The 26,934-nt window shown below is 58.3% G+C and carries 30 protein-coding genes; 13 read left to right on the top strand and 17 right to left on the bottom strand.

The window, feature by feature from the left end; genetic code table 11:
* Positions 1-63: 63 nt before the first annotated feature.
* Complete coding sequence (locus FHC52_RS00885) at positions 64-2,199, top strand: ornithine decarboxylase (protein WP_126288419.1); 2,136 nt, start codon at positions 64-66, stop codon at positions 2,197-2,199.
* Between the two features lie 88 nt (positions 2,200-2,287).
* On the opposite strand, the gene FHC52_RS00880 is transcribed toward FHC52_RS00885, so the two are convergent.
* Both FHC52_RS00880 and FHC52_RS00875 read right to left on the bottom strand, forming a co-directional pair.
* On the bottom strand, positions 2,288-2,980 hold the full coding sequence (locus tag FHC52_RS00880; protein WP_021242092.1) for a response regulator: 693 nt from the start codon (positions 2,978-2,980) through the stop codon (positions 2,288-2,290).
* Positions 2,970-4,595 (bottom strand): sensor histidine kinase, encoded by a 1,626-nt coding sequence (locus tag FHC52_RS00875; protein WP_023294533.1) that lies wholly within the window; start codon positions 4,593-4,595, stop codon positions 2,970-2,972. Before FHC52_RS00875 ends, FHC52_RS00880 begins: the two co-directional genes overlap by 11 nt.
* A 344-nt stretch (positions 4,596-4,939) precedes the next feature.
* Between FHC52_RS00875 and FHC52_RS00870 the strand changes: the two genes are divergently transcribed.
* From FHC52_RS00870 to citG, 8 genes are read left to right on the top strand one after another with little or no spacing between them, the layout of a single operon-like run.
* Positions 4,940-6,301: a 2-hydroxycarboxylate transporter family protein gene (locus FHC52_RS00870; protein ID WP_021242090.1), complete on the top strand. Its 1,362-nt coding sequence runs from the start codon at positions 4,940-4,942 to the stop codon at positions 6,299-6,301.
* Between the two features lie 17 nt (positions 6,302-6,318).
* Positions 6,319-7,182 carry a fumarylacetoacetate hydrolase family protein gene (locus FHC52_RS00865; RefSeq protein ID WP_021242089.1) on the top strand — a complete coding sequence of 288 codons (864 nt, stop codon included), beginning with the start codon at positions 6,319-6,321 and terminating at the stop codon, positions 7,180-7,182.
* 13 nt (positions 7,183-7,195) lie between these two features.
* Positions 7,196-8,218: a [citrate (pro-3S)-lyase] ligase gene (gene citC, locus FHC52_RS00860; protein WP_070534399.1), complete on the top strand. Its 1,023-nt coding sequence runs from the start codon at positions 7,196-7,198 to the stop codon at positions 8,216-8,218.
* A gap of 16 nt (positions 8,219-8,234) precedes the next feature.
* Positions 8,235-8,528, top strand: coding sequence for a citrate lyase acyl carrier protein (gene citD, locus FHC52_RS00855; protein WP_008499773.1), 294 nt, complete (start codon positions 8,235-8,237; stop codon positions 8,526-8,528).
* Positions 8,525-9,400, top strand: coding sequence for a citrate (pro-3S)-lyase subunit beta (gene citE / locus FHC52_RS00850; RefSeq protein WP_023294530.1), 876 nt, complete (start codon positions 8,525-8,527; stop codon positions 9,398-9,400). Before citD ends, citE begins: the two co-directional genes overlap by 4 nt.
* Before the next feature lie 10 nt (positions 9,401-9,410).
* A complete protein-coding gene (gene citF / locus FHC52_RS00845; protein ID WP_045371292.1) occupies positions 9,411-10,934 on the top strand; it encodes a citrate lyase subunit alpha in 1,524 nt (507 codons plus the stop codon).
* Positions 10,931-11,470 carry a citrate lyase holo-[acyl-carrier protein] synthase gene (citX, locus tag FHC52_RS00840; protein ID WP_032664362.1) on the top strand — a complete coding sequence of 180 codons (540 nt, stop codon included), beginning with the start codon at positions 10,931-10,933 and terminating at the stop codon, positions 11,468-11,470. The genes citF and citX overlap by 4 nt, the downstream gene beginning before the upstream one ends.
* Positions 11,448-12,251, top strand: a complete 804-nt coding sequence (gene citG, locus FHC52_RS00835) for a triphosphoribosyl-dephospho-CoA synthase CitG (RefSeq protein WP_220419857.1) — start codon at positions 11,448-11,450, stop codon at positions 12,249-12,251. Before citX ends, citG begins: the two co-directional genes overlap by 23 nt.
* A gap of 79 nt (positions 12,252-12,330) precedes the next feature.
* Here citG and FHC52_RS00830 read toward each other — a convergent pair whose 3' ends face one another.
* The 4 genes from FHC52_RS00830 to mutY all read right to left on the bottom strand — a co-directional run bounded on the left by FHC52_RS00830 (position 12,331) and on the right by mutY (position 16,358).
* Complete coding sequence (locus FHC52_RS00830) at positions 12,331-13,587, bottom strand: nucleoside permease (RefSeq protein WP_008499767.1); 1,257 nt, start codon at positions 13,585-13,587, stop codon at positions 12,331-12,333.
* A gap of 218 nt (positions 13,588-13,805) precedes the next feature.
* Positions 13,806-14,882, bottom strand: coding sequence for a membrane-bound lytic murein transglycosylase MltC (mltC, locus tag FHC52_RS00825; RefSeq protein WP_021242082.1), 1,077 nt, complete (start codon positions 14,880-14,882; stop codon positions 13,806-13,808).
* A 124-nt stretch (positions 14,883-15,006) separates the two neighbouring features.
* On the bottom strand, positions 15,007-15,279 hold the full coding sequence (locus FHC52_RS00820) for an oxidative damage protection protein (protein ID WP_008499765.1): 273 nt from the start codon (positions 15,277-15,279) through the stop codon (positions 15,007-15,009).
* Positions 15,280-15,305: 26 nt separating this feature from the next.
* Positions 15,306-16,358 carry an A/G-specific adenine glycosylase gene (gene mutY, locus FHC52_RS00815; RefSeq protein ID WP_186436497.1) on the bottom strand — a complete coding sequence of 351 codons (1,053 nt, stop codon included), beginning with the start codon at positions 16,356-16,358 and terminating at the stop codon, positions 15,306-15,308.
* A gap of 144 nt (positions 16,359-16,502) precedes the next feature.
* Between mutY and trmB the strand changes: the two genes are divergently transcribed.
* From trmB to FHC52_RS00800, 3 genes are read left to right on the top strand one after another with little or no spacing between them, the layout of a single operon-like run.
* Positions 16,503-17,222: a tRNA (guanosine(46)-N7)-methyltransferase TrmB gene (trmB, locus tag FHC52_RS00810; RefSeq protein ID WP_023294526.1), complete on the top strand. Its 720-nt coding sequence runs from the start codon at positions 16,503-16,505 to the stop codon at positions 17,220-17,222.
* Positions 17,222-17,548 carry a YggL family protein gene (locus FHC52_RS00805; RefSeq protein ID WP_003862421.1) on the top strand — a complete coding sequence of 109 codons (327 nt, stop codon included), beginning with the start codon at positions 17,222-17,224 and terminating at the stop codon, positions 17,546-17,548. The genes trmB and FHC52_RS00805 overlap by 1 nt, the downstream gene beginning before the upstream one ends.
* Before the next feature lie 56 nt (positions 17,549-17,604).
* Entirely contained in the window at positions 17,605-18,321 is a 717-nt protein-coding gene (locus tag FHC52_RS00800) for a DUF2884 domain-containing protein (protein ID WP_008499762.1), read from the top strand.
* 167 nt (positions 18,322-18,488) lie between these two features.
* Here the strand turns inward: FHC52_RS00800 and hemW are convergent, their stop codons facing one another.
* Genes hemW through FHC52_RS00775 form a run of 5 tightly spaced genes read right to left on the bottom strand, consistent with a single transcriptional unit; the run spans position 18,489 to position 21,809 of the window.
* Positions 18,489-19,637: a radical SAM family heme chaperone HemW gene (gene hemW / locus FHC52_RS00795; protein ID WP_008499760.1), complete on the bottom strand. Its 1,149-nt coding sequence runs from the start codon at positions 19,635-19,637 to the stop codon at positions 18,489-18,491.
* Complete coding sequence (locus FHC52_RS00790) at positions 19,630-20,223, bottom strand: XTP/dITP diphosphatase (RefSeq protein ID WP_023294524.1); 594 nt, start codon at positions 20,221-20,223, stop codon at positions 19,630-19,632. The genes hemW and FHC52_RS00790 overlap by 8 nt, the downstream gene beginning before the upstream one ends.
* A 3-nt stretch (positions 20,224-20,226) precedes the next feature.
* Complete coding sequence (gene yggU, locus FHC52_RS00785; RefSeq protein ID WP_008499758.1) at positions 20,227-20,523, bottom strand: DUF167 family protein YggU; 297 nt, start codon at positions 20,521-20,523, stop codon at positions 20,227-20,229.
* Positions 20,520-21,086: a YggT family protein gene (locus FHC52_RS00780; RefSeq protein WP_008499757.1), complete on the bottom strand. Its 567-nt coding sequence runs from the start codon at positions 21,084-21,086 to the stop codon at positions 20,520-20,522. The genes yggU and FHC52_RS00780 overlap by 4 nt, the downstream gene beginning before the upstream one ends.
* A gap of 21 nt (positions 21,087-21,107) precedes the next feature.
* The gene (locus FHC52_RS00775; protein ID WP_008499756.1) at positions 21,108-21,809 is read right to left on the bottom strand and encodes a YggS family pyridoxal phosphate-dependent enzyme; all 702 of its coding nucleotides are present in this window, start codon (positions 21,807-21,809) and stop codon (positions 21,108-21,110) included.
* A 17-nt stretch (positions 21,810-21,826) separates the two neighbouring features.
* Here FHC52_RS00775 and FHC52_RS00770 point away from each other — a divergent pair, with 17 nt between their 5' ends.
* A complete protein-coding gene (locus FHC52_RS00770) occupies positions 21,827-22,807 on the top strand; it encodes a type IV pilus twitching motility protein PilT (protein WP_063418227.1) in 981 nt (326 codons plus the stop codon).
* 10 nt (positions 22,808-22,817) lie between these two features.
* Here FHC52_RS00770 and ruvX read toward each other — a convergent pair whose 3' ends face one another.
* The 6 genes from ruvX to FHC52_RS00740 all read right to left on the bottom strand — a co-directional run bounded on the left by ruvX (position 22,818) and on the right by FHC52_RS00740 (position 26,926).
* Entirely contained in the window at positions 22,818-23,234 is a 417-nt protein-coding gene (ruvX, locus tag FHC52_RS00765) for a Holliday junction resolvase RuvX (protein WP_021242076.1), read from the bottom strand.
* Positions 23,234-23,794: a YqgE/AlgH family protein gene (locus tag FHC52_RS00760; protein ID WP_008499752.1), complete on the bottom strand. Its 561-nt coding sequence runs from the start codon at positions 23,792-23,794 to the stop codon at positions 23,234-23,236. The genes ruvX and FHC52_RS00760 overlap by 1 nt, the downstream gene beginning before the upstream one ends.
* Positions 23,795-23,876: 82 nt before the next feature.
* Positions 23,877-24,824 (bottom strand): glutathione synthase, encoded by a 948-nt coding sequence (gene gshB, locus FHC52_RS00755; protein ID WP_008499751.1) that lies wholly within the window; start codon positions 24,822-24,824, stop codon positions 23,877-23,879.
* Positions 24,825-24,843: 19 nt separating this feature from the next.
* Complete coding sequence (gene rsmE, locus FHC52_RS00750) at positions 24,844-25,575, bottom strand: 16S rRNA (uracil(1498)-N(3))-methyltransferase (RefSeq protein ID WP_021242075.1); 732 nt, start codon at positions 25,573-25,575, stop codon at positions 24,844-24,846.
* Between the two features lie 51 nt (positions 25,576-25,626).
* Complete coding sequence (gene endA / locus FHC52_RS00745) at positions 25,627-26,334, bottom strand: deoxyribonuclease I (RefSeq protein WP_021242074.1); 708 nt, start codon at positions 26,332-26,334, stop codon at positions 25,627-25,629.
* Between the two features lie 94 nt (positions 26,335-26,428).
* A complete protein-coding gene (locus tag FHC52_RS00740) occupies positions 26,429-26,926 on the bottom strand; it encodes a SprT family zinc-dependent metalloprotease (protein ID WP_039024096.1) in 498 nt (165 codons plus the stop codon).
* Positions 26,927-26,934: the final 8 nt, after the last annotated feature.

Genomic DNA, 26,934 nt, shown 5'->3' with positions numbered 1-26,934 from the left:
GGTGACATTATTGCGCGAATTTTCTCCTCCCTGTCTCACCGTTCGGTGAGGGTAATTGCGCTTATGAAAACCATGAAAATCGCCGTCAGCCGCGAGCTGCTCTCAACGGTGTCTACGCATCGCGAAAAGGTGACGCTGGACAGCACGGATTTCACCGATGTGGCAGCCGTCGTCATGACGACGACAGAGAGTCGCAGCGGCATCCTTGCCTTGCTGAAACGCACGGGCTTTCATTTACCGGTGTTTATTTTCTCTCAGGAGCCGACGGAGGTGCCTGACGGCGCCACCGCGGTCATCTCGGGTAAAGCTCAGGAGTTCCTGGAACTGGAGACTGCTGCCAGCCGTTACGAAGAGAACCTGCTGCCGCCGTTTTTCGACACCCTGAGTCAGTATGTGGAGATGGGCAACAGCACTTTCGCCTGTCCGGGCCACCAGCACGGCGCGTTTTTCAAAAAGCATCCGGCAGGGCGGCAGTTCTATGATTTCTTCGGTGAGAACGTGTTCCGCGCCGACATGTGCAATGCCGACGTGAAGCTGGGCGATCTGCTGATCCACGAAGGGTCCGCCAAGCACGCACAAAAATTCGCCGCGAAAGTCTTCAACGCGGATAAAACCTACTTCGTGCTGAACGGCACGTCGGCGGCCAACAAGGTGGTGACCAACGCGCTGCTCACCCGCGGCGATCTGGTGCTGTTCGACCGCAACAACCATAAATCTAACCACCACGGGGCGCTGATCCAGGCGGGCGCCACGCCGGTTTACCTTGAGGCCGCACGTAACCCGTTTGGCTTTATTGGCGGGATTGACGACCACTGCTTTGACGACGCGTATCTGCGGGACCTGATCCGCGAGGCGGCGCCGGAGAAGGCCGACGAGCCGCGTCCGTTCCGCCTGGCGATCATTCAGCTTGGCACCTACGACGGGACGATCTACAACGCCCGTCAGGTGATCGACAAGATCGGCCATCTGTGCGACTACATTCTCTTTGACTCCGCCTGGGTAGGCTACGAGCAGTTTATTCCGATGATGGCGGAAACGTCCCCGCTGTTGCTGGAACTGAACGAGAACGATCCGGGCATTTTCGTGACCCAGTCGGTGCACAAACAGCAGGCCGGGTTCTCGCAAACCTCGCAGATCCATAAAAAGGATAACCATATCCGCGGCCAGGCGCGTTTCTGCCCGCACAAGCGGCTGAACAACGCCTTTATGCTGCATGCCTCCACCAGCCCGTTTTACCCGCTGTTCGCGGCGCTGGATGTGAATGCCAAGATCCACGAAGGGGAAAGCGGGCGCAGGCTGTGGGCCGAGTGTGTGGAGCTGGGCATTGAGGCGCGCAAGGCCATCATCGCCAACTGTCATAAGATCAAGCCGTTTATCCCACCGGTGGTGGCGGGGCGGCCGTGGCAGGATCATCCGACGCACGCCATTGCCAGCGAGCTGCGCTTCTTCAGCTTCGAGCCGGGGGCCAAATGGCACGGATTTGAGGGCTATGCGAGCGAGCAGTACTTTGTTGACCCGTGCAAGCTGCTGCTGACCACGCCGGGCATTGATGCCGAAACCGGGGAGTACACCGATTTCGGGATCCCGGCGACGATTCTGGCGCACTACCTGCGTGAAAACGGCATCGTGCCGGAAAAATGCGACCTTAACTCGATCCTGTTCCTGCTGACGCCTGCCGAAAGCAGCGAGAAGCTGGCGCAGCTGGTGGCAATGCTGGGACAGTTTGAACAACATATTGAAGACGACACCCCGCTGGCCGACGTGCTGCCGACGATCTTCCAGAAATACCCGGTGCGCTATCGGGATTATACCCTTCGCCAGCTGTGTCAGGAGATGCACGATCTCTACGTCAGCTTCGACGTGAAGGATTTGCAGAAGGCGATGTTCCGCAAGGAGAGCCTGCCTGAGGTGGTGATGAACCCGCAGGATGCCAATCAGGCGTATATTCGCGGGAACGTGGAGCTGGTTCGCATACGGGATGCCGAAGGGCGTATAGCTGCCGAAGGGGCGCTGCCCTATCCGCCGGGCGTGCTGTGCGTGGTGCCGGGTGAAGTCTGGGGCGGGGCGGTACAGCGTTACTTCCTGGCGCTGGAGGAGGGCATCAACCTGCTGCCGGGCTTCTCGCCGGAGCTGCAGGGCGTTTACAGCGAGAAGGATGCCGACGGGATTAAGCGGCTATATGGATATGTGTTGAAGTAGACTCTCCCCCGAACGTAGGCCGGGTAAGCGTTAGCGCCACCCGGCGATTTGCCCGGTGGCGCAAGCTTACCGGGCCAACAATATCGCTTCAGGCTTCTGCGCGGCGGTACATCCTCCTTGGATGCCCAATCTTGCCGTACAGCATCTCCACCGTCAGAAAACCCGCCTCCACGCAGTGCTCCAGATAGCGACGGGTGGTGGTTTTACTCAATCCCGTCTCGCTCACCACCTCATCCACGGTAAAGCAGTGCGTTGCCTTGTCGTTAAACAGCGACTGCACCCGCGCCAGCGTGTTTTCCTCAATGCCCTTGCTGCCGTTGTCCTGGCGGTAGTTTTTCGCCTGAAGCTGATAGAGCGAATCGACGTTCTGCTGGTCGACAATCTTCCAGACGCGCTGCTGTTCGGCAAACTGCACAAACCGCTCCAGCGACTGGCTGAGCCGCTTCCAGGAGACGGGTTTGAGGATGTAGTCGAACGCGCCGTTGCGGATCGCCTGGCTGCAGGTGTCCATATCGCTGGCGGCAGTAATAAAAATGACCGAGCAGTTGGCGCGGGCCAGCATGGGGTTATTGATCAGCGAGATCCCTTTGCCGTCCGGCAGATAGTTATCCAGCAGCACCAGCTGCGGCTGTTTGCTTGCAAGCTCTGCCTGGGCCGCAGCCAGCGACGAGGCAATGCCCACCAGCCTCAGACGCGGATGCTTGCTTATCAGCTCCGCGTGCAGTTGCGCCAGCTCGTTCTCGTCTTCAACAATCAGTACGTCGATAAGTTCATGTTGCATAGTCGGTGTCTTCCAGTTGCCGGGCGGTTCCCGTGGCCGGGATAAACAGGGAGAAAATGGCGCCGCGCGGGATATTATCGGCAACTTCTATCGCGCCGCCAGCCTGTGTGACATAGCTTTCGATCAGATACAGACCAATCCCATGATCGCCGCGCGTTTTGGTGGTGATGCCGCGCTCAAAGATCCGCTCACGGATCTCCGGCTTGATGCCAACGCCCTGGTCGGCCACTTCAATAATCAGCTCCTGGTCGCTGAGCTTTATCAGCACCTCCACCGGCGCGTGGGGAAGCGGCGACCGCTGCGTCGCTTCGATAGCGTTATCCAGCAGGTTGCCAATAATCGAAATCAGCTCTTGCTCCCCCAACGGCAGGAACGGCCTGTCCAGCCGACAGGCCGGGTCGAAACTCAGCTCGACCCCTTTCTCCCGCGCGCGGGCGGCTTTCCCCAGCAGCAGGCCGCACAGGGTCGGGGAGCTGAAGCGCGAAGAGATAAAGTCCAGCAGCTCCTGAGCGTGTTCAGACTGCGCCTGAATGTAGCCAATCGCCTCCTCATAGCGGCCCATATGCAGCAGACCGGAGAGGGTGGTCATCCGGTTTAACTGCTCATGACGCATGATGCGAAGGTTATCGACGTAGCGTTTGACCTGGCTGAGCTGGGCGCTCAGCGAGTCGATCTCGTTGCGATCGCGGAAGGTGATCACCCAGCCCTGCAGCGATCCCTCAAGCATGATGTGGACCCGGCTGGCAATCACCGTGAGATCGTTAAAACGGCAAATCTCATCATGGGTATCTTTCGCCAGCATCGTCTGCGTGTCGAAGAACGGGACCGGATCGATCACCTGGCTTATCAGCTGCCCGCGAAGCTCGCGGGCCGGCTGGCTCAGCCCCAGCAGCTTGCGCGCCGCCTGGTTGATGACTTCAATCCGCCTTTGATCGTCAATGGCAATTACGCCTTCATAAATAGACTCCATCAACGCCTTCTGCTGGCGCACCAGCAGGCCGATCTCTCGCGGCTCGAGGGAGAAGATCTGCTTCTTAATACTGCGGGTAAAGAACCAGGAGAAGATAAAGAGAGCAATCAGCAGCAGCACCGCGGCAATCAGGATATTGACCACTTTACTGACGGTAATGGTGTCCAGGTAGCTGGTGAGATAGCCGACCGAAACAATGCCGACCACCTGTCCGGCAGCGTTGAAGATGGGGGCCTTACTGCGCAGCGAAATACCCAACCCGCCTTTGCGGATGGTGGTGGTGCTTTTACCCTGCAATACGGCTTCGTTGTCACCGCCTACCAGCGTGGTGCCCACTCTGTCGGCGAAGACGGAGTGAAAAAGATGCTGGCCCTTATTATCACCAATCACAATAAAGCTGGCGTCACTGTGCGCAGAAATCTTCTGCATAAAATCATGGATGGCGGCGATATTCTTTTGTTCAACTTCATGTCGCAATGTTGGAATAAGCGCAATCTCTTCAGCCTGTATTTTGGCGCGCGTACTCATTTCCTGATAAAGCTGTTTCCCGACATCGGCATAATAATATCCGCCCAGTAACGCAAAAAGCACTGAGAAAAAGGCAACCAGCGAAATAAACAGCTTTATCTGAAAAGAGACTTTCATAACTCTCACGCAAGGTAGCGACAAAGAACGCCAATATATCATCTTTTTTCGCGCGGACGTCCGCTTTGCAGAAAACTTGTGATCCCTTGCACAGCGGGCGTTGTAAAAGCGTTATCCCAAAGACGGGTGGCCTCTGGCTGCACGAATAAATGTTATTTGTTTGTTCAATTCAGAAAAGAAACCATAAAAACCACGGCCATAAATAAGGCGTAAATCACATTAAATAAAAGGAACCATTAAAACCATAGCTGCCATTAAAACTTCGCTTTTAATATGCCATTCCTCACATAAAGTAAGCCTTTGTGACTCTAAGCTGAACGCACAAAATAACCAAGGGGCTTATTATGAGCACAACTGACGATTCTTTCTCTGTTACCCACGACCCGATTGAAATTCAGCGACCTTCGCTTAAAGAGCGCTGGTGGCATATTATGGATACCTGGAAAATCGGGATTATTCCTCTGCCGCTGTTCGTTCTGGCGGGCGCGCTGATCGCCATTGATTGCCTGGGCGGAAAACTGCCGAGCGATATCGTGGTGATGGTGGCGACGCTGGCCTTCTTCGGCTTTGCCTGCGGTGAGTTTGGCAAACGCCTGCCGATTGTCGGCAAGCTCGGCGCGGCGGCGATTTGCGCCACCTTTATCCCTTCCGCGCTGGTCTATTATGGCCTGCTGCCGGACGTGGTGGTCGAGTCTACGACCAAGTTCTACAAATCCACCAACATTCTCTACCTCTATATCTGCTGCATTATTGTCGGCAGCATCATGAGCATGAACCGCACGGTGCTGATTCAGGGCTTCCTGCGCATCTTCTTCCCGATGCTGTGCGGCGAAATCGTCGGCATGCTGGTGGGGATGGGCGTCGGCCTGGCGCTGGGTCTTGAGCCATTCCAGATCTTCTTCTTTATCATCCTGCCGATCATGGCGGGCGGCGTCGGGGAAGGGGCAATCCCGCTTTCCATCGGCTATGCCACCCTGCTGCATATGGACCAGGGCGTGGCGCTCGGACGCGTGCTGCCGATGGTCATGCTCGGCGGTCTGACTGCCATCATCATCTCCGGCTGCCTGAACCAGCTGGGCAAGCGTTATCCGCACCTGACCGGTGAAGGCCAGCTGATGCCTAACCGCGCCAATGCCGATGCCACCGTCTCTCAGCCTGCGTTCTCCGGCAAAGCGGATGTGACCACCATCGCCTCCGGCGCGCTGCTGGCGGTGCTGCTCTACATGCTGGGCATGCTCGGCCACAAGCTGATTGGCCTGCCTGCGCCGGTCGGCATGCTGTTTATGGCGGTGCTGGTGAAGCTTTGCAACGGTGCTTCTCCACGTCTGCTGGAAGGCTCGCAGGTGGTGTACAAATTCTTCCAGACCTCTGTGACCTACCCGATTCTCTTTGCCGTTGGCGTGGCCATCACCCCATGGCATGAACTGGTGGCCGCCTTCACGCTGACCAACCTGCTGGTGATTATCAGCACCGTCTCCGCGCTCGTGGCGACCGGGTTCTTCGTCGGCAAAAAGATTGGCATGCACCCGATTGATGTCGCCATCGTCTCCTGCTGCCAGAGCGGCCAGGGCGGTACCGGCGACGTGGCGATCCTGACCGCAGGCAACCGCATGAGCCTGATGCCGTTCGCCCAGATTGCTACCCGTATCGGCGGGGCGATTAACGTCTCCATCTCACTGCTGATTCTGGGCAACTTCCTCGTTTAAGTTTTCAGGAAAGAACAATGAAACTCGCAAGCTTTTTATACCAGGGAAAACGCAGCTACGGCATCGTCCAGGCCGACGGCGTGATTGATTTGGGCCGCCGTCTGGGCGACCGCTACAGCGACCTTAAGGCGCTGCTGCAGGGCAACGGGCTGGCGCAGGCCACCCGCTACCTGAACGATGCCGTGGACGTGCCGATGAGCGCCATCACCTTCTTACCGGTGATTGAGCAGCCGGAAAAAATCCTCTGTGTGGGCATGAACTACGCCGACAAGCGCAAGGAGTTTGACCAGCACAACCCGGCCCCGACGCTGTTTGTCCGCTTCCCGGACTCACAGACCGGCCACAACGAGCCGGTGCTGAAGCCGCGCCACTCCAGCGAATTCGACTACGAAGGCGAGCTGGCGGTGATCATCGGTAAAGGCGGGGAGAACATCAGCCGCGACGACGCCCTGCGCCACGTGGCCGGCTACAGCTGCTACATGGACGGCTCCGCCCGCGACTGGCAGCACACCTGGTTTACCGCCGGTAAAAACTGGCGCAAAACCGGCGCGTTTGGCCCGTGGATGGCGACGGCGGACGAGATCCCGGATCCGCACCAACTGGCAATCCGCACCTGGCTGAATGGCCGCATGGTGCAGGAAGACAACACCAGCAGCATGATCCACAAGGTGGCGGAGCTGATCGAGTACATCAGCACCTTCACCCGCTTAAGTCCTGGTGATGTGATCATCACCGGATCCCCGGGCGGGGTGGGTAAAAAGCGCAATCCGCCGCTGTTTATGAAAGAGGGCGATCGCATTGAGGTGGAGATCGAGCATATCGGTCATCTCAGCAACGTGATCGTGGAAGCGCCAGCCGTCGGGCTTGCGGCAGCACATTAAGTAAGGCGGCAGCATGCATTCGCAACCCATCGATTTTCGCCACACGCTGGTGGCGAAACACCCGGAACGCTTGAGTCAGATCCGTTATCTGCTGGCAGACAGCGGCCTTGGCCTGGACAACGACATCACGCTGTTCGTCGAAGCCTGGTCCGGCTCGCAGCTGGTGGGGTGCGCAGGGCTTGCCGCCAACGTCATCAAGTGCGTGGCGGTCAACGAGCAGCTTCGCGGCGAGAACCTCAGCGCGCGGCTGCTGGCGGAGGTGCAAAATGCGGCGCTGGAGCGCGGCCATTTTCACCTCTTCCTCTGCACCCGGCCGTGCAACCGGGAGCGCTTTGCCCGCAGCGGCTTCTGGCCTATCGCCCAGAGCGGGAACAACGCGGTGCTGATGGAGAACACCCCGCAGGGGATCGCGCGCTACTGCCGTTCTCTTCGCGCGAGCCGCAAATGTGGGGAGAAGATTGGCGCCATCGTGATGAACGCCAATCCGTTTACCCTCGGCCACCGCCATCTGGTGGAGCAGGCGGCGGCGCGGTGTGACGCCCTGCATCTGTTCGTGGTGCGTGAAGACGCGTCGTTCTTCCCGTTCAGCGCGCGTCTCGAGATGGTGCGCGCGGGGGTGGCGCATCTGCCGAACGTGGTGGTGCATGAAGGCTCGCAGTACATCATTTCCCGCGCCACGTTTCCGGCCTACTTCCTGAAGGAGACCGGCAAGGTGCAGCAGGCGTGGAGCGAGATCGACGTGCTGATCTTCCGGGACTTCATCGCCCCGGCGCTCGGCATCACGCACCGCTTCATCGGCTCGGAGCCGTTCTGCGACATCACCCGCCAGTACAACCAGACGCTGCACGACCTGCTGGCCTCGCATATCGAGGTGGTGGAAATGCCGCGCATCAAGGCCACCGGTAACGCCATATCGGCGTCCGAAGTGCGCCGATTACTGAAGACACAGCAGTTTTCCCGGATCCGGGAGATTGTCCCGGACTCCACCTTCGCGCACCTCGAAACGCATTACCGTGCGAGTGCCGAAGTCGCTTAACTACCAGGAATTTATCATGAAAATTGTAAGGGAGGCGCTGGCCGGAACGCAGGAGTCCAGCGACCTGATGGTGAAAATTGCTCCCGCTCACGGCGAGCTGGAGATCGTCATCCACAGCGAAGTGATTAAGCAGTTTGGCGAGCAGATTCGCCAGGTGGTCAACGACACATTGCGCGCCATGAACGTGCACCAGGGATTAATCATTATTGAAGACAAAGGGGCGCTGGACTGTGTGATCCGCGCCCGCCTGCAAAGCGCGCTGATGCGTGCCGCCGATGAACAGGCCATCAACTGGGGAGCGCTGAAATGAGCAAACTCCGCCGCAGTATGCTGTTCCTGCCGGGCGCTAACGCCGCCATGCTCTCCACCGCCTTTATCTACCGTCCCGACGCCATCATGTTTGACCTTGAGGACGCCGTTGCCCTGCGTGAGAAGGATACGGCGCGCATGCTGGTGTTCCACGCGCTGCAGCACCCGATGTATCAGGATATCGAAACCGTGGTGCGCATTAACCCGCTGAGCACGCCGTTTGGTCTGCTGGATCTGGAAGCCGCCGTGCGGGCCGGCGTGGACGTGATCCGTCTGCCGAAAACCGATACCCCGGACGACATTTACGAGCTGGAGGGTCACCTCGAGCGCATCGAGCAGGCGTGCGGCCGCGAGGTCGGCTCCACCCGCGTGATGGCGGCGATTGAATCGGCCATTGGCGTCATCAACGCCGTGGCGATTGCCCGCAGCTCTCCGCGCCTCATCGGCATTGCGCTGGCCGCCTTTGACTACGTGATGGATATGCAGACCGAGCGTGGCGACGGCACCGAGCTGTTCTACGCCCGCTGCGCCGTGCTGCACGCCGCCCGCGCGGCAGGCATCGACGCCTTCGACGTGGTGTGGTCAGACGTTAACGACGAGGCCGGGTTCCTGCGCGAGGTCGATCTGATCCGCAAGATGGGCTTTAACGGCAAATCGCTGATCAACCCGCGCCAGATAGACCTGCTGCATAACGCCTATGCGCCAACCCAGGAAGAGGTGGATCACGCCAGAAGGGTGATTGAGGCGGCAGAAGAGGGCGAGCGTAACGGCCTGGGCGTGGTGTCGCTCAACGGCAAAATGGTGGATGCACCGATTATTAACCACGCGCAGGTGGTGCTGGAGCGCGCGGCGGCCTCCGGCGTGCGTCGGTAAGGATAAGACAATGAATCAGACTGAACTTCTTCACGTGAATTTTCCCCATCTGCGGGACTTAAAACCGTTTGATACCGCCCACAGCGCCACGCCGTGGCTGGCGGACAGCGATGCGAAGCACAGCCGCAAGCTCTGCGCCTCCATTGAAGAGGCGGTTAAGCGCTGCGGCCTGCAGGACGGGATGACCATCTCCTTCCACCACGCGTTTCGCGAAGGCGACCGGGTGATTAATACCGTCGTGGCGCTGCTGGCGCGGATGGGCTTCAAAAACCTGACGCTGGCCTCCAGCTCGCTGATGACCTGCAACGACGCGCTGATCGAGCATATTGAAAGCGGCGTCATCACCCGGATTTACACCTCGGGCATGCGCGGCAGGCTGGCAGACGCCATCTCCCACGGGCTGATGGACGAGCCGGTGCAAATTCACTCCCACGGTGGGCGCGTGAAGCTGCTCCAGGACGGCGAGCTGAATATCGACGTGGCGTTTCTCGGCGTGCCGTGCAGCGATGAGTTTGGCAACGCCAACGGGACGCACGGCAAATCGTGCTGCGGCTCGCTGGGCTACGCCATGGTGGACGCCCACTTTGCCCGCAAGGTGGTGCTGCTGACCGAAGAGCTGGTGCCGTTCCCCAATATGCCCGCCAGCCTGGTGCAGGACCAGGTGGACTACATCGTGCAGGTGGAGAGCGTAGGCGACCCGGCGAAAATCAGCGTCGGCGCAGCGCGCGTCACCAGCAACCCGCGCGAGCTGATGATCGCCCGCTATGCGGCGGACGTGATTGAACACTCCGGCTACTTCAAGCCGGGCTTCTCGATGCAGACCGGCTCCGGCGCGGCGGCAACGGCCTGCACCCGCTTTATGGAAGAGAAGATGGAGCGCAGCGGCGTGAAGGCGCGCTTTGCTCTCGGCGGCATCACCGGAAGCCTGGTGGATCTGCACGAGAAGGGGCTCATCGAAAAGCTGCTCGATACCCAGTGCTTTGACGGTCAGGCGGCGGCCTCGCTGGCGCGTAACCCGAACCACGTGGAGATCTCCACCAACGTCTACGCCAACCCCGGCAGCAAGGCGGCAAGCTGCGACCAGCTCGACGTGGTGATCCTCAGCGCCCTGGAAATTGACGTCGAGTTCAACGTCAACGTCATCACCGGCTCCGACGGCGTGATGCGCGGCGCGTCCGGCGGGCACTGTGACGTGGCCGCCGCGGCGAACCTGACCATTGTGGTCGCGCCGCTGCTGCGCAGCCGCATTCCGACGGTGGTGAAGCGCGTTACCACGCGCCTCACGCCGGGCGAAAGCATCGACGTGCTGGTCACCGATCACGGTATTGCAGTCAACCCGGCGCGCCCGGAGATCCGCGAGCGGCTGCTGGAAGCCGGGCTGAAGGTTGTGGATATCAACGCGCTGTACGAGCGAGCGATCTCCCTGACCGGTGTCCCGAAACCGATTGAATTTACGGACAAAATCGTCGGGGTTATCCGCTACCGCGACGGCAGCGTGATCGACACCGTGCGACAGGTGAAGGAGGACGTATGACTTTAGCGACACCCGTGCGGGCGGGTGTCAGCCTTGACGAACTGCTGGCGGCGAAAGAGCGCCGCGCAGCGCGCCAGGCTGACATGCTTGAGCACTATCAACAACCGGTGATCTCCCTCACGCTGGTCACGCCGGGGGAAATCAAGGACAGCCTGCGCTACCGCAATACCATGGGCGTAGCGCTGCAGATGTGCGACCAGCTGCTGTGGGAAAACCGCTGGCAGGTGCTGGACCGCCAGGTACTGTGGCTCCCGACCGGACCTGAAGCCCTCTGGTGCGTGGCCCATCCGGCGGTGGAAATCAAAGCGCACTGTGCGGATCTGGAGCAGACGCACCCGCTCGGCAGGCTGTGGGATCTGGACGTGATTTGCCCTCAGCACGGCCACGTCGGGCGTCAGTCGCTGGGGGGGAATCTCAGGCGCTGCCTGATCTGCGACGCGCCCGCCCACGCCTGTTCCCGTTCGCGCAATCACCCCGTTGAGCAGGTGGTTTCCCGCGTGGAGAAGACGATCGATGACTGGTTTGCTCGCGACTAAACCGCGCCCGGCTGACGTGCCCGCGCTTGCCGAAGCGGCGCTGTGGCAGGAGCTGGATCTCACGCCCAAGCCGGGGCTGGTGGATAAGCTCAACAACGGTTCCCATCGCGATATGGACCACGCGCTGTTTGTCCGCAGCATCGTGGCGATTACGCCGTGGTTTTCGCGCTTTGCCGAGCTGGGCAGCGCGCATGCGGATAAACCGGCTGGGGAACAGCTACGGCTTCTCCGCCCGATGGGGCTGGCCTGCGAGCAGGCGATGTATGCTGCGACGAACGGAGTAAACACCCACAAGGGCGGCATTTTTGCCCTGGGGTTACTGTGCTTCGCCGCCGGGCGTGTGAAAAATGTCTCCGCAGAGAGCCTCTGCTGTGAGGTGAGTAACATCTGCCGCGGGCTGGTGTCGCGGGAGCTGGCCGCACGCAGCGGACAGGCGACGGCGGGCGAGCGGCAGTTTAAGCAGTACGGCTTAACCGGCGCGCGCGGTGAGGCGGAGAGCGGCTTTGCGACGGCGCGTAAGGCGCTGGCGCAGTGGAACGGACGGTCGCTTTACGGCCTGCTGTTACGCCTGATGGCGGTCAATCAGGACAGTAATCTCGTGTCGCGCGGCGGCATGGAAGGTTTGCGCTATGTTCAGGGCTACGCGCGGGAACTGCTGGATAACGGCTGGGACCGCGAGGCGTTGATCAGAATGGATAACGCACTGATTGAACGAAATCTGAGCCCGGGCGGCAGCGCGGATTTGCTGTCGGTGGGGTGGGTGCTCTCTGCAATAAAATAGCCGGGTGGCGGCTTCGCCTTACCCGGCCTACGGTCTGGTTTTGTAGGCCCGGTAAGCGCAGCGCCACCGGGCACAACAATCAATGCGCTATTGGCTGCGCACCGTGCGGCTCACGCACGTGCTTGTACTTGAACAGCGCGATGAACGCGAAGAACAGCACCAGCGAGTACGCCGCGAAGATCAGCCACACCGGCTGCCAGTTGGTGATGCCGTTAGTGGTGTACATCTCAACCACTTTACCGCTCACCACGCCGCCCAGAATACAGCCGAAGCCGTTGGTCATCATCAGGAACATACCCTGCGCGCTGGCGCGGATTTCAGGTTTAACCTCTTTTTCCACAAACACCGAGCCGGAGATGTTGAAGAAGTCGAAGGCGCAGCCGTAAACAATCATCGACAGCACCAGCAGCACGGTGCCGAACGGGCTTGGGTCGCCGTAGGCGAACAGACCGAAGCGCAGCATCCACGCCGCGATACTGATCAGCATGACGTTCTTGATGCCGTAGCGGCTCAGGAAGAACGGGATGGTCAGGATGAACAGCGTCTCAGAGATCTGAGAGATGGACATCATCACCGACGCATGCTCAACGATAAAGCTGCCGGAGAACAGCGGGTTGTTATCGAAGCTGTGCAGGAAGGTGTTGCCGAACATGTTGGTGATCTGCAGCTCCGCGCCCAGCAGCATGGAGAAGATGAAGAAGATCGCCATGCGTTTGTTTTTGAACAGCGCGAAGGCATCCAGGCCGAGCATGGTGCTCCAGCTCTGGTTTTTCTGCTGGTTAGACACCGGAATGGTTGGCAGCGTCAGGGTGAAGATCGCCAGCAATACGGAGAGCGCCGCACCGATATAGAGCTGCATATGGCTCAGTTCGAAGCCCGCGAAGCTTACGCCCCACATCGCCATGATAAAGCCGATGGTGCCCCAGATACGGATTGGCGGGAAATCGGTCACGATATCCATATCCGCGGACTTCAGGCGGTAGTAGGAGATGGTGTTGATCAGCCCAAGCGTTGGCATATAGGCCAGCGAGTTGAGCAGAATCACCATGAACATCGCCCCCGGCGTGGTCACCTGGGCTGCCATAAACAGCGTCCCCGCGCCCACCAGGTGGCAAAGCATGTACAGCCATTTGGCGCTTAACCATTTATCCGCCACGATCCCCAGCAGCGTTGGCATGAAGACAGCCGCAATACCGAGCGAGCTGTAGACGGCACCGATTGACGCACCATCGAACTTGAGCGTCACAAACATATAGGAGCCGAGTGTAGTCAGCCAGCTACCCCACAGGCAGAACTGCAGAAACGACAATATTTTAAGCTGCAGCTTAAGGTTCATGTTACTTTCCTCACAAGTGAGCGGGAGATATGTTGTTATAGAAACATTCAGGGTTGTTATTTGATGCAATTCTATCAGTTGGCAACGATATGTTTTGTTACCTCCCGCAAAAAAATGCAATCCACATTAATTTGCAGTTTGGATTGTGATGCAAATAACATTTTCGTATGGGTGGGGAGAAGCAGAACACCTTCTCCTTGCAGGAGAAGGTGTGCGGATCACCGGCGACGGTAGTTCTTCTGCGCCGTATTCACCTTATACAGATAACGACGGGATTCCGCGGACGGGTGGCGGGTGGTCAGGGTGGCGTAGACATCCCCTGGCGCCATGCTGTTGATGATGTTTGCGGCCTGCACTTTGTCATTTGAGAAGACGCGCAGCACGCTGCCCGCGCCGCCGTTATAGGCGGTGATCACCGCATAGCGACGCGACGTCGGGTTGTCGATGCCGCCGAGGTAGACATTGTTCAGCATCGCCAGATAGGCCGTGCCGGTATCAATGTTGCTCTGCGGGTCGAACAGATAGCTGCGGCTCGGCGTGCCGGATTTGCCCTGCGCGCGGAACACGTCTTTACCGGCGCTGTGCTGCACCACCTGCATCAGCCCCAGGGCGTCGGAACGGCTTACCGCATACGGGTTAAACGAGGATTCGGTCTGCATAATCGCCAGGATCAGCGACTCATCCACGCCGTATTTACGCGAGGCCTGACGCACCATGCCCAGATACTTATGCGCACGCTTGTCGAGGTGGTTCGGGACGAGGTTGATGGTGACGCTGTAGATAATCTTCAGACCGTTAGAGCGGCTCTTCAGGCGCGTTTGCAGCAGGTAGTCGGCAAATTTCGTGGCGCGACCTTCCCAGCGGATCGGCTGGCCGGTCTGATCGACGACCTGACCGTACAGGAACGGCTCTTTCGAGATGGTGATATCGTCGGCATCGGAGTAGAGATCGATTGAGCCCGGATCGTCACCCATCAGCAGGGTTTTGATAATGGCCTGACGGAGTCGAGCCGCAGGGTCTGTGCCTGCGATGGTCTCAATCGTGATCGTCCCCTCATCAAAGTTGATGTGGCTACGGGTCAGATAGGCGTCGGTGTACTTAACGTAGTCCTTAGGTCCGGCAATAAGAACTTCGTTAAATCCCCATATGTTCTCGATGTTGTGGGCAAACTGCCCCATCAAAATGTCAAAACCGTTGGTGTCCTTGATCCAGGCTTCGTTGTAATCATCGCCTTTTTTTGACGAACACGAGACAAGCAACGGCGCAACAAGGGCTAGCGCTAAAAGTTTTTTCATCATTCCGGGAGTGCGTGTTGTGTTTGCTTAGTCGTTGCTTTCGCCGGGTGGCGCTGCGCTTACCCGGCCTACAAAACCGTAGGCCCGTGCAAGCGAAGCGCCGCCGGGCAACAGCCGCTCGATGTTATTTTTCCGGTGGCGTATAGCCTTCGATGTGTACGTCTTTACCTTCGAACAGGAAGCTCACCATCTCCTGCTCCAGCAGCTTGCGGTGTTCCGGGTTCATCATGCTGAGTTTCTTCTCGTTGATCAGCATGGTCTGCTTTTTCTGCCACTGTCCCCAGGCTTCTTTGGAGATTTCATTGTAGATGCGTTTACCCAGCTCGCCCGGATAAAGCTGGAAATCCTGGCCCTCAGCGTCACGCTGCAGGAAAGTACAAAAAATCGTTCTGGCCATACTCATTCCTCTTTTTCTTGTCGATGCTAAACCATTGCACCGGCACGTAATTGCTGTAACAGGCGCTCCACGGGAGCCGCCAGTCCGACTGATGGCGGTTGCGCTAAGTTATACCAGAGAGCGGTGCCTTCATCCATGCACGAGGCGACGGAGGACACGGGAAGCCACATCGGCACAATATCCAGATGGAAATGGCTGAAGGTATGGCGAAACGCGGTCAGCTGCGTCAGGTTATCGGCAGCAATCCCGCGCTGTTTAAGCCATTCACGCAGCAAGTCTTCATCTTCAAACTGTGGGAAGCAGTATAGACCACCCCACAGACCGCTCGGCGGACGCTGGGCGAGGAAGACCTCATCGCCGTGCTGCATCAGCAGCATATAGCCGGTGCGCTCCGGCAGCGTCTGTTTGGGTTTCTTGCCCGGATACTGCGCCCAGGAATGGTTGGCATACGCCACGCAAAGATTATTCACCGGGCAGAGCTCGCATTTAGGTTTTGAGCGCGTGCAGACCATGGCGCCGAGATCCATCATCGCCTGGTTGAAACGCTCGACGCCGTTGGCTGGGGTAACCGCTTCAGTGATTTCCCAAAGGCGTTTTTCAACATCCTTCTTCCCCGGCCAGCCGTCAACGGCATAGCAGCGTGCCAGCACGCGCTTCACGTTGCCGTCGAGGATCGGGAAATGCTTGCCTAAAGACAGGGAGAGAATAGCGCCTGCGGTTGAGCGTCCCACGCCGGGGAGATCGGCCACCTCATCGAAGGTTTCCGGGAATTTCCCGTTGTGGCGCGTCGCGACCTGCTGTGCGGCCTTGTGCAAGTTGCGCGCGCGGGCGTAATAGCCCAGCCCGGTCCACAGGTGCAGCACCTCGTCAAGCGGGGCGTTCGCCAGATCGGTGACCGTCGGGAAGCGCGCCATAAAACGCTCGAAGTAAGGGATTACCGTGGCGACCTGCGTTTGTTGCAACATCACCTCGGAGAGCCATACTTTGTAAGGCGTTTTTTCAATTTGCCAGGGCAGGGTTTTACGCCCGTATTTGTCGTACCAGTCCAGCACCTGGGCTGAAAATTGAGAGGCTTGCATGGTCATCGATTCGCATAATCAGGGACGCAGATTGCAGCACAGCGTCAATCTGCTGTAAACCGGATCTTTCCCATGCTTGCATAGAAGCCTTAACTTTGGATAATGCCCGTTTCCCGAACATTCTCACAAGCAGACAACTCTTTTATGAAAAACGACGTCATTTCACCGGAATTTGATGAAAACGGTCGCCCGCTGCGCCGTATTCGCAGCTTTGTCCGTCGTCAGGGCCGCCTGACAAAAGGTCAGCAACACGCGCTGGACAACTACTGGCCGGTGATGGGCGTTGAGTTCAGCGAGCAGCCTCTGGATTTCAGCGAGCTGTTTGGCCGCGACGCGCCGGTCACGCTGGAAATTGGCTTCGGTATGGGCGCCTCGCTGGTGACCATGGCGAAAGCGCGCCCGGAGCAGAACTTCCTCGGTATCGAAGTCCACTCCCCGGGCGTCGGTGCGTGTCTGGCAACGGCCCATGAAGAGGGCGTTGAGAACCTGCGCGTGATGTGTCACGACGCGGTGGAAGTGCTGCACAAAATGATTCCTGACAATTCTTTAACCATGGTTCAGCTCTTTTTCCCTGACCCGTGGCATAAAGCGCGTCATAATAAACGCCGTATCGTTCAGGCGCCGTTTGCCGAGCTGGTTAAAAGCAAGCTGAAGCTGGGCGGTGTCTTCCATATGGCGACCGACTGGGAACCGTATGCGGAACATATGCTGGAAGTGATGTCGTCGCTCGACGGTTATAAAAACCAGTCTGCGAATAACGACTATGTACCGCGTCCGGAATCGCGTCCGGTAACGAAATTTGAACAGCGTGGCCATCGTCTTGGTCACGGTGTATGGGACTTAATGTTCGAGAGGGTGAAATAATGGCAAAGAATCGTAGCCGTCGTCTGCGTAAAAAGATGCACATCGAAGAATTCCAGGAAGTGGGCTTCTCCGTTGCGTGGCGTTTCCCGGAAGGCACCAGCGTTGAGCAGATCGATCAGGACGTGGATGCGTTCATCAACGAGGTGATCGAGCCAAACAAACTGGCCTTCGACGGTAGCGGCTATCTGGCCTGGGAAGGTCTGATCTGCACCCAGGAAGTGGGTAAATGCACCGAAGAACATCAGGCCCTGGTCCGTAAATGGCTTGAAGACCACAAGCTCGAAGATGTCCGCGTCAGCGAACTTTTCGACGTTTGGTGGGACTAATAAAGCAGTCAAGGGCCAGCATTAGCTGGCCCATTTTGTCTGAGGGAGTGTTTAAGATGCGCAAAACGTTGCTGGCTGTTGCTTTGATGGCAACCGGATTCACCGCCCATGCGGATTATCAATGTAGCGTCACCCCGCGTGATGACGTGGTGTTAAGCCCGCAAACCGTGCAGGTCAAAGGCGAGAACGGCAATCTGGTGATTACGCCAGAAGGGAACGTCACCTATAACGGCAAACAGTACAACCTGACTGCCGCACAGCGCGAGCAGGCGAAAGACTACCAGTCCGAATTGCGTACCGCGCTGCCGTGGATTAATGAAGGTGCCCTGACGCGCGTCGAAAAGAGCCGCGTGGCGCTGGATAAGATCATCACCAAAGAGGTGGGGGAGAGCAGCAACATGCGCACCCGCCTGACGAAGCTGGACAAGCAGCTTAAAGAACAGATGAACCGGATTATTGAGACGCGCTCCGACGGCCTGACGTTCCACTACAAGGCGATCGATCAGGTCCGTGCCGACGGGCAGCAGCTGGTGAACCAGGCGATGGGCGGCATCCTGCAGGACAGCATCAACGAGATGGGTGCCAAAGCGGTGCTGAAAGGCGGCGGTAACCCGCTGCAGGGCGTGCTGGGCAGTCTGGGCGGCCTGCAAACTTCCATTCAGAACGAGTGGAAAAACCAGGAAGATGATTTCCAGCAGTTCGGCAAAGACGTGTGTAAGCGCGTGGTGTCGCTGGAAGATAGCCGGAAGGCGCTGGTGGGGACGCTGAAGTAAGGTCCCCTAACCCTAACCCTCTCCCTTTTAGGGTGTACGGTCCGGGGACATGGTGAACGCTTTTTAACATCCTTTACCCATGGTGATCGACTGTTTCTTCAGGTCGATCATCTCCACACTCTGCCAGCCTTTCCCTCAGCCGGCAGAACGGGATGCAAAATCCTGAATCAGCCTTCAGCTTCTTCGGCGAGGAACAGCTCAAGAAGGGAATTGAGGAACAGTTTGCCGTGCTCGGTGATCTGCCAGTATTCCTCACATTCCGTGAGATACCCCTGCGCCAGCGCTTCGTCGATCTGCGGGCGAATCACCGACTCCGGCAGCCCGGTGTACAGCGCAAACTCAGCGCGCGGCGCGGCTTCCAGCAGACGGAAGCGGTTCATAAAGAACTCAAACGGCTTATCCGCCGCCTCGACGTCGTGCTGACGCTCCAGGTAGCGGCCTTCCATATACCCGCGAGGGTGGCGGGTTTTGGCAGTACGCAGAATACGCCCGTCCGGGAAGGTCACCTTGCCGTGCGCGCCGCAGCCGATGCCCAGATAGTCGCCAAAGCGCCAGTAGTTCAGGTTGTGCTGACACTGATAGCCCGGCTTTGCATATGCCGACGTTTCGTACTGCTGATAGCCCGCAGCGGTTAACAGCTGGTGACCCTGCTCGAAGATATCCCACAGCGCGTCGTCATCCGGCAGCACCGGCGGACGCGAGCCAAACAGGGTGTTGGGCTCGATGGTGAGCTGGTACCACGACAGATGAGGGGGATTCAGCGCAATGGCCTGGCGCAAATCGTCCAGCGCCTCTTCCAGAGACTGATCCGGCAGGCCGTGCATCAGATCGAGGTTAAAGCTGCGAAGATTAAGACCGGTCGCCAGGTTTGCCGCGCGTTTCGCCTCTTCCGGGCCGTGAATACGCCCCAGGCGCTTCAGCTTCGGCTCGCTGAAGCTCTGCACGCCGATGGAGATGCGGTTCACGCCCGCGCGCTGGTAGTCGACAAAACGGTCGGCCTCAACAGTGCCGGGGTTGGCTTCCATCGTAATTTCAGCATCCGCTGCCAGGTTCAGGCGCGCGCGCACGCCGTCCAGCAGCGTTTGCATCGCCGGGCCTGACAGCAGGCTCGGCGTACCGCCACCAATGAAAATGGTCTTAACTTCACGTCCCTGTGCGTAAGGTACATCGGCATCCAGGTCGGCCAGCAGATGCGCAACGTAGTCATCGTGCGGCACTTCGCCCTTCAGCGCGTGCGAGTTGAAATCACAGTACGGGCATTTTTGCACGCACCACGGGATGTGAATATAAAGACTCAGAGGTGGCAAATTAGCCATTACGCAGTGCTTCCAGTAACAGTTTCAGCGCGCGTCCGCGGTGGGATATCGCGCTTTTTTCTTCGCGGGTCAGTTCCGCAGCGGTTTTGCCCTCGGAAGGGACAAAGAAAATCGGGTCGTAACCAAAGCCGCCGTTGCCAGCCGCTTCACGGGTAATCACGCCCGGCCAGCTGCCGTGGCAGACGATCGGCGTCGGGTCTTCCGCGTGACGCAGATAGACCAGCACGCAGTGGAACTGCGCGGTGCGCTGTTCGTCCGGGACGTCTTTCAGGGCGACAAGCAGCTTTTCCAGATTCTGCTGGTCGGTAGCGTCAACGCCGGAATAGCGGGCAGAGTAGATCCCCGGCGCGCCGCCGAGGGCGTCTACGGCCAGGCCGGAGTCGTCGGCAATCGCGGGGAGGCCAGTTACCTGCGCAGCGTGGCGCGCTTTAATGATCGCGTTTTCGATAAACGTCAGCCCCGTCTCTTCGGCGGAATCCACGCCAAGATCGGTCTGGGCGACCACGTCCAGACCAAAATCATTTAATAGCGAGGCCAGCTCGCGCACTTTACCGGCGTTGCCGGTCGCGAGAACAACTTTCTGCATGGTTTAGTCCTGTTCTGTCAGAGCCGCGACTTCCGTCGGGATAGATTGCGGATTAAGGATTTTTACCTGTTTATGTCGCCCCAGTTCGCCTTTTTCAATGATGACCTGGCTTTTGGCGACGCGAAACTGTTTTGCCAGATATTTGGTCAGATGCGCGTTCGCCTGGCCGTCAACCGGCGGGGCAGTGATGGCGACTTTTAACTCGTCGCCATGCAGTCCAACAATACCGTCACGGCTGGCTTTCGGCTGAATATACAGCCGTAAAACCAGCCCGTCAGCGCAGGTGCTTACGGCACTCATAGCGCCATCCACAGCCCCGGCAGCAGCATATCGCCCGTGGACTGCAGCAGTTCAGCGACCCCCATGTTGATCACATAGAGCAGCAGAACCAGGATCATCGGCGAAAAATCGATGCCGCCCATAGACGGAAGCAGGTTACGGATCGGGCGCAGCAGCGGCTCGGTCAGCTGAATCAAGGCGTACTCCACCGGGCTACGGCCCTGGCTCACCCAGCTCATGATCGCCATGACCAGCAGCACCCAGAAGATCAGCAGACCGATGGTTTTGATCAAAATCAGGACGGCGACAATCCAGATGATCGGCTGGAAGGTGAAGACCATAAACAGCACAATCGCTTTGATAACGCTCAGAATAAACGCCACCAGCAGAGACGAACTGTCGATGGGCCCCATGGCCGGGATAATACGGCGCAGCGGTCCGACAACGGGTTGCGTGATTTTCACGACAAACTGCGAGAACGGATTGTAAAAATCACAGCGGGCCCACTGCATCCAGACGCGCAGCAAAAGCGCCATCGTGTACAGCTCAATGACCGTTGAGAGCAGGAAAGTCAACGTCTTCATGGCGTTCCTCAGGTTTCCTTATTATTTTGAGTAGTCGCGCGCACCGAAAATTGCCGTGCCGATGCGCACCATCGTGCTGCCTGCCGCAATGGCGGCTTCCATATCATCCGACATGCCCAGAGAAAGCGTGTCTACCGTGTTATAGCGCGCTTTAAGCGCCTCAAATGCTACAGCCATTTGCTGTGCCACGGCAAACTGCCTTTCATAACTTGACTCAGGCGCCGGGATTGCCATCAAACCACGCAGGCTTAAGCGCGGCAGTTCGGCCACCTCGGCTGCCAGCGCATCCAGCTCGCTCAGCGCAATGCCGGACTTGCTGTTTTCATCGCTGATGTTGATTTGAATCAGCACGTTAAGCGCTGGCATCTCTGCCGGACGCTGGTCGTTCAGGCGTGTCGCAATGCGCAGACGGTCAACGGTATGGCACCAGTCGAAGTGCTCCGCCACCAGACGGCTTTTGTTCGACTGCAGTGGGCCGATAAAGTGCCACTGCAGATCCGTCTTCCCCTGTTCCTGGAAGTAGCGAATTTTATCCACGCCTTCCTGGACGTAGTTTTCACCAAACGCCCGCTGGCCTGCGTCAATGGCTTCTGCGATGGCGCTCGCAGGCTTGGTTTTGCTGACTGCAAGCAGCGTAATTTCTTCTGAAGCCCGGCCGCAACGCGTTGCGGCGGCTGAGATTTTGTCCCGGACCTGTGCCAGGTTATGCGCAATGTCGTTCATTTTCCGAGGAGTAGTCTATGGATGTGGAAGAAATTGTGGCCCTTAGTGTAAAGCATAACGTCTCCGATCTACACCTGTGCAGTGATTCGCCACCTCGCTGGCGCAGAACGGGCCGCCTTGAACCGGCACCGTTTCCTTCTCCGGACCTCGGGGCGTTGTTAAAAGCGTGGCTCAACGATGAGCAGCAGGGGATATGGTGGGCCAACGGGCAGGTGGATTTTGCCGCTACGGTGGCGGGAGGCCAGCGCCTGCGCGGCAGTGCCTTTAAGCAGATGCGCGGAGTCTCTGTAACGCTACGGCTGTTGCCGCGTACCTGTCCGCAGCTCGCTTCGCTGGGCGCACCGAGGGTTATCCCGGAACTGTTAACCAATGCGTCCGGGTTGATTCTGGTGACGGGGGCGACCGGCAGCGGCAAATCCACGACGCTGGCGGCGATGGTCGATTTTCTCAACCACCATACTGACGGCCATATTCTCACGCTCGAAGATCCGGTGGAGTTTATCTATCAGAGCGCACGTTGCCTGATCCAGCAGCGGGAGATCGGTCAGCACAGCCCGTCATTTGCCGACGCGCTGCGCAGTGCCTTACGCCAGGATCCGGACGTGATTTTGCTGGGAGAGCTGCGCGACAGCGAAACGATCCGCCTGGCGCTAACGGCAGCGGAGACCGGGCATCTGGTGCTGGCGACGCTGCATACGCGCGGGGCATCGCAGGCGATTGAGCGGCTGGTCGATACGTTCCCGGCGCAGGAGAAAGATCCGGTGCGTAACCAGCTGGCCGGCAGCCTGCGGGCGGTGCTGGCGCAGAAGCTGGTTCCTGACTTACAGGACGGGCGCGTCGCGCTGTATGAGCTGCTGGTGAATACCGCGGCGGCGGCAAATCTGATACGAGAAGGAAAAACGTGGCAGCTGCCCGGCATTATTCAAACCGGACAGCAGGCAGGCATGCAGAACTTTGACCAAAGCCTGGCGGAGAGACGGGCGCAGGGGCGGCTGTAGGCCCCTGTGCTTAAAAGCCCTGCTCGAAATAGCTTTCGAGGATGATGACGGCAGAAGCGGAGTCCACGCTGCCTTTATTGAGCGCGCGGAAGCCACCGTGCTCAAACAGACCCGCACGCGCTTCGACGGTGCTGAGACGCTCGTCGTGCAGCTTCACGGAGACGCCAAAGCGGCCATGGATTTTATTGGCGAACTTACGCGCCCGGGCAGTCAGCGGCTGTTCGGTACCGTCCATGTTGAGCGGTAATCCGACAATCACGTCATCCGGCTGCCACTCTTTGAGCAGACGCTCAATGAGATTCCAGTCCGGCGTACCGTCGTTGGCCTTCAGGGCGGTAAGCGGACGCGCGGTACCGGTGATGCGCTGCCCCACGGCGACGCCAATGCTTTTGGTGCCAAAATCGAAGGCCAGAAGCGTTCCGCTCATCAGGCGTGCCCCGCTACGCCAGGCATGGTCAGGATATCAATGCCAATCAACTTCGCCGCGTCGCGCCAGCGATCGGCAATCGGCGTTTTAAACAGGATATTCATGTCCGCAGGGGCGGTGAGCCAGGCGTTATCGAGGATCTCCTGCTCAAGCTGGCCTTTTTCCCACGACGAATAGCCCAGCGCCACCAGCACTTCAGAAGGCTGCTCTGCGGTGCCCAGCGTTTCGAGCACGTCACGCGAGGTGGTGATGACGGTGTTATCCGAAATGCGAATACTGGAAGAGAACACCGGCGGCGTATGCAGGATAAAGCCGCGATCTTCTGCAAGAGGTCCACCCAGCATCACGGGCTTATCAAGCCGGATCTCCGGCAGTCGCGCTTCAGCCGGGATTTTCAGCTTGTCCAGAATCCCTTCAACCTGAAGATTTTCCAGCGGTTTATTAATGATAATACCCATCGCGCCGTCTTCATTGTATTCACAAATATAAACCACGGCGCGGCGAAAAATCGGGTCCTGGAGAGCAGGCATGGCAATAAGAAAGTGATGCTGTAAATTCATTGTCAGAGGTACTGTTTCCTGGTTTAAAAAGCGACAGCGACCAGTATGCGGAGAAACCCGGGCGCTGTCACTCATTGGTGGGTTATTTCTGCAGGCGTTTTTCGATGGCGTCCATCAGCATTCCGGTGATCGAGACCGGGAATTCCGCTTCAATTTCACGAATGCAGGTCGGGCTGGTGACGTTCACTTCGGTCAGACGATCGCCGATGATATCCAGTCCGACGAAGATCAGGCCTTTGGCTTTCAGCGTCGGGCCTACGCGGCGGGCAATTTCCCAGTCGCTTTCGGTCAACGGACGCGGTTCACCCCGGCCACCGGCCGCCAGGTTACCACGGGTTTCGCCACCCTGCGGGATACGCGCCAGGCAGTAAGGGACCGGTTCGCCATCCACCACCAGCACGCGTTTGTCGCCGTCCTTGATTGCCGGAATATAGTTCTGTGCCATGCAGTAACGGGTGCCCAGTTCGGTCAGGGTTTCGGCAATCACGCCAATGTTCGGGTCGCCTTCTTTCACGCGGAAAATCGACGCGCCGCCCATCCCGTCCAGCGGCTTCATGATGATGTCGCCGTGCTTCTGCCAGAATGCCTTCAACTGCGCCTTGCTGCGGGTCACCAGGGTTTCCGGCGTCAGGTCAGAGAACCAGGCGGTGTAGAGCTTCTCGTTACAGTCGCGCAGGCTCTGCGGCTTGTTGACGATCAGCGTTCCCTTCTCTTCTGCACGTTCAAGGATATAGGTGCAGTAGATATACTCGGTGTCGAACGGCGGATCTTTACGCATCAGAATGACGTTGAGATCGGCCAGGGCAATGTCCTGCTCGGTGCCGAACTCATACCATTTGTCGTAGTTCTGCTCGACGTTAACGATGCGGGTGCGGGCGCGGGCTTCACCGTTGATCAGGTAAAGATCGTTCATCTCCATATAGTGGAGTTCATAGCCGCGACGCTGCGCTTCCAGCAGCATGGCGAAGCTGGAATCTTTCTTGATGTTGATGTTTGCGATGGGGTCCATCACGATGCCGAGCTTGATCATCTTTCTCTCCAATAATGCGTCAACCCAGATCGCCAAACCGTACCTGTAGCGCGGTAATGGCCGTGAGTGCCGTTGTCTCAGTGCGCAGAACGCGAGGTCCCAACAGAATATCAGTAAACTGGTAACGTGCCGTCATCGCAATTTCGTCCGCCGACAGGCCGCCTTCAGGGCCAATCAGCAGGCGAACGCGCTCAACGGGCAGCGGCAGCGTATTGATGCTGGCGCTGGCGCGCGGATGAAGATTGAGCTTCAGCCCACTGTCCTCTTCTGCACACCACTCCTCCAGATCCATCGCCGGTCGGATCTCCGGAATACGGTTGCGGCCACTCTGTTCGCAAGCCGCGATGGCAATTTTCTGCCACTGCTGGATCTTTTTGTTCAGACGTTCCGCATCCAGTTTAACGCCACAGCGCTCAGAAAAAAGTGGCGTAATGAGGCTTACACCCAGTTCAATGGATTTCTGAATCGTGAACTCCATTTTCTCGCCGCGCGACATCACCTGGCCCAGATGGATATGCAGCGGTGATTCCCGGTCATCCACTTCACCGCGCAGGACGTTCACGTGTACGCTTTTTTTATCCGCCCTCGTGATTTCCGCGTCGAAAACCTGGTTAGAGCCGTCGAACAATTGTATTGCCTGGCCGGCGCCCATGCGCAGCACGCGGCCAACGTGGTTGGCGGCGTCATCAGACAGGGCGATTTCACGGCCTGCGGTAATCAGTTCAGGATGGTAAATGCGGGGAATGCGCATAGTCAGAAATTCCATGTGTCATGCGATATAAGCGAATTGCCGTAGTGTAGGTTAGCTCTTTTGCGCCTGGCAAGCCCGCTGGACGTAAGGGTTGTGATTCCCCTGGACTCTGGCGATACGCTCGTCGCGCTGGCATTCCCACTCCGTCACCGGGTATTGCTTGTCCCAGGCGTTGAACAACTGGGTCTGCTGGCGGGAGAGGTTGAGATCGTAACGGTCACGCATATAGAAATAGGTGCGGGCAATGCTGCCGCGCGCGCGGGCAGGGGGCTCGGCGACTTTCTCTTTAAAATCAATCTTCATACCGCACTGGCCGTACTGACCTTCGCCACCGTTCCACTGGCTGTACATGAAGTTGCCGCGATCGCCGTTCACTTCGCCCACCGCGGGCTGCAGGTTATGCATGTCGCTTTCCATCTGGCGGTATACCGGATCTTTGGCGCAGTTTTTACGTCCGCCATCCTGCCAGCACTGGCGCTGGTGGCCAAACTGCCATGCCGGAACGACATGTTCCCATTCAATACGGCTGGCGCGGTTTTCGTTTTTACGCACCTTGTAGCCGCAGGACTCAAGGTCTACGACCCCTTTTTTACCCTGCCAGTTAATTTTACAGCCGCAGTAGAAATCGCCCGGTACGTCAGCGTTGACCTTTACACCGGCCGCTTTGGCCTGAGAGAAACTGTTGATACCGTCGGCCAGGGCGTGGCCTGAGAGCGCCGTCGTCAGAAAGGCGACCGCGAGAGAAAAATTACGGGACATCTTACACTCCGTGTCAAAACGAGCCCGCAACGTAACGAATGTTGTTCATGTATGCAATCAGTCAGATCAGGAAAGTTCCTGAAAGTTCAGGTCATTACTCCGCAATCAGCGGCTCGCCGCATTTCACGCAGCGGTAGGTTGCCTCGCCGCGCACCACGCGATTATGGCGGCGGACGGTAAGCTGATGTTGCTGACACTGGCAGCGGTAGGGGAAGGTATTGCGACGCACCGATTCCAGCTCGAACTGATGGGTTCTGCGCGCCGGAACGCCGAGCACCGCTTCCATCATCCACTTCCACTCCTTGCCGTGGGGGGCGACGCGTCCGAAGTGTTTCCACACCAGCAGGTGCGCCAGCTCGTGCGGCACCACCTCATCAATAAACGCCTGCTGGTTTTCCATCATCAGAACCGGGTTCAGGCGGATCTCATAGGATTCCAGCCAGGCGGTACCGGCCGAGGTGCCACGCTGCTGGTAGACGAGTTTGGGTTCAGGGTAATTGCGACCAAGCTTCAGGTTCGCCTGCGCGAGTTTTTCCCGCAGGCTGCGCATAACGGCTTGCTGAATGGCGATGGGGAGACGGGGAGCTTTCATAGGGGCAG

Origin of the sequence: Enterobacter sp. EC_64, assembly GCF_019584165.1 — a bacterium.
Classification (GTDB): domain Bacteria; phylum Pseudomonadota; class Gammaproteobacteria; order Enterobacterales; family Enterobacteriaceae; genus Enterobacter; species Enterobacter roggenkampii.
Note: the sequence above shows the minus strand (reverse complement) of the source record. Positions and strands in the feature narration are given on the sequence as shown.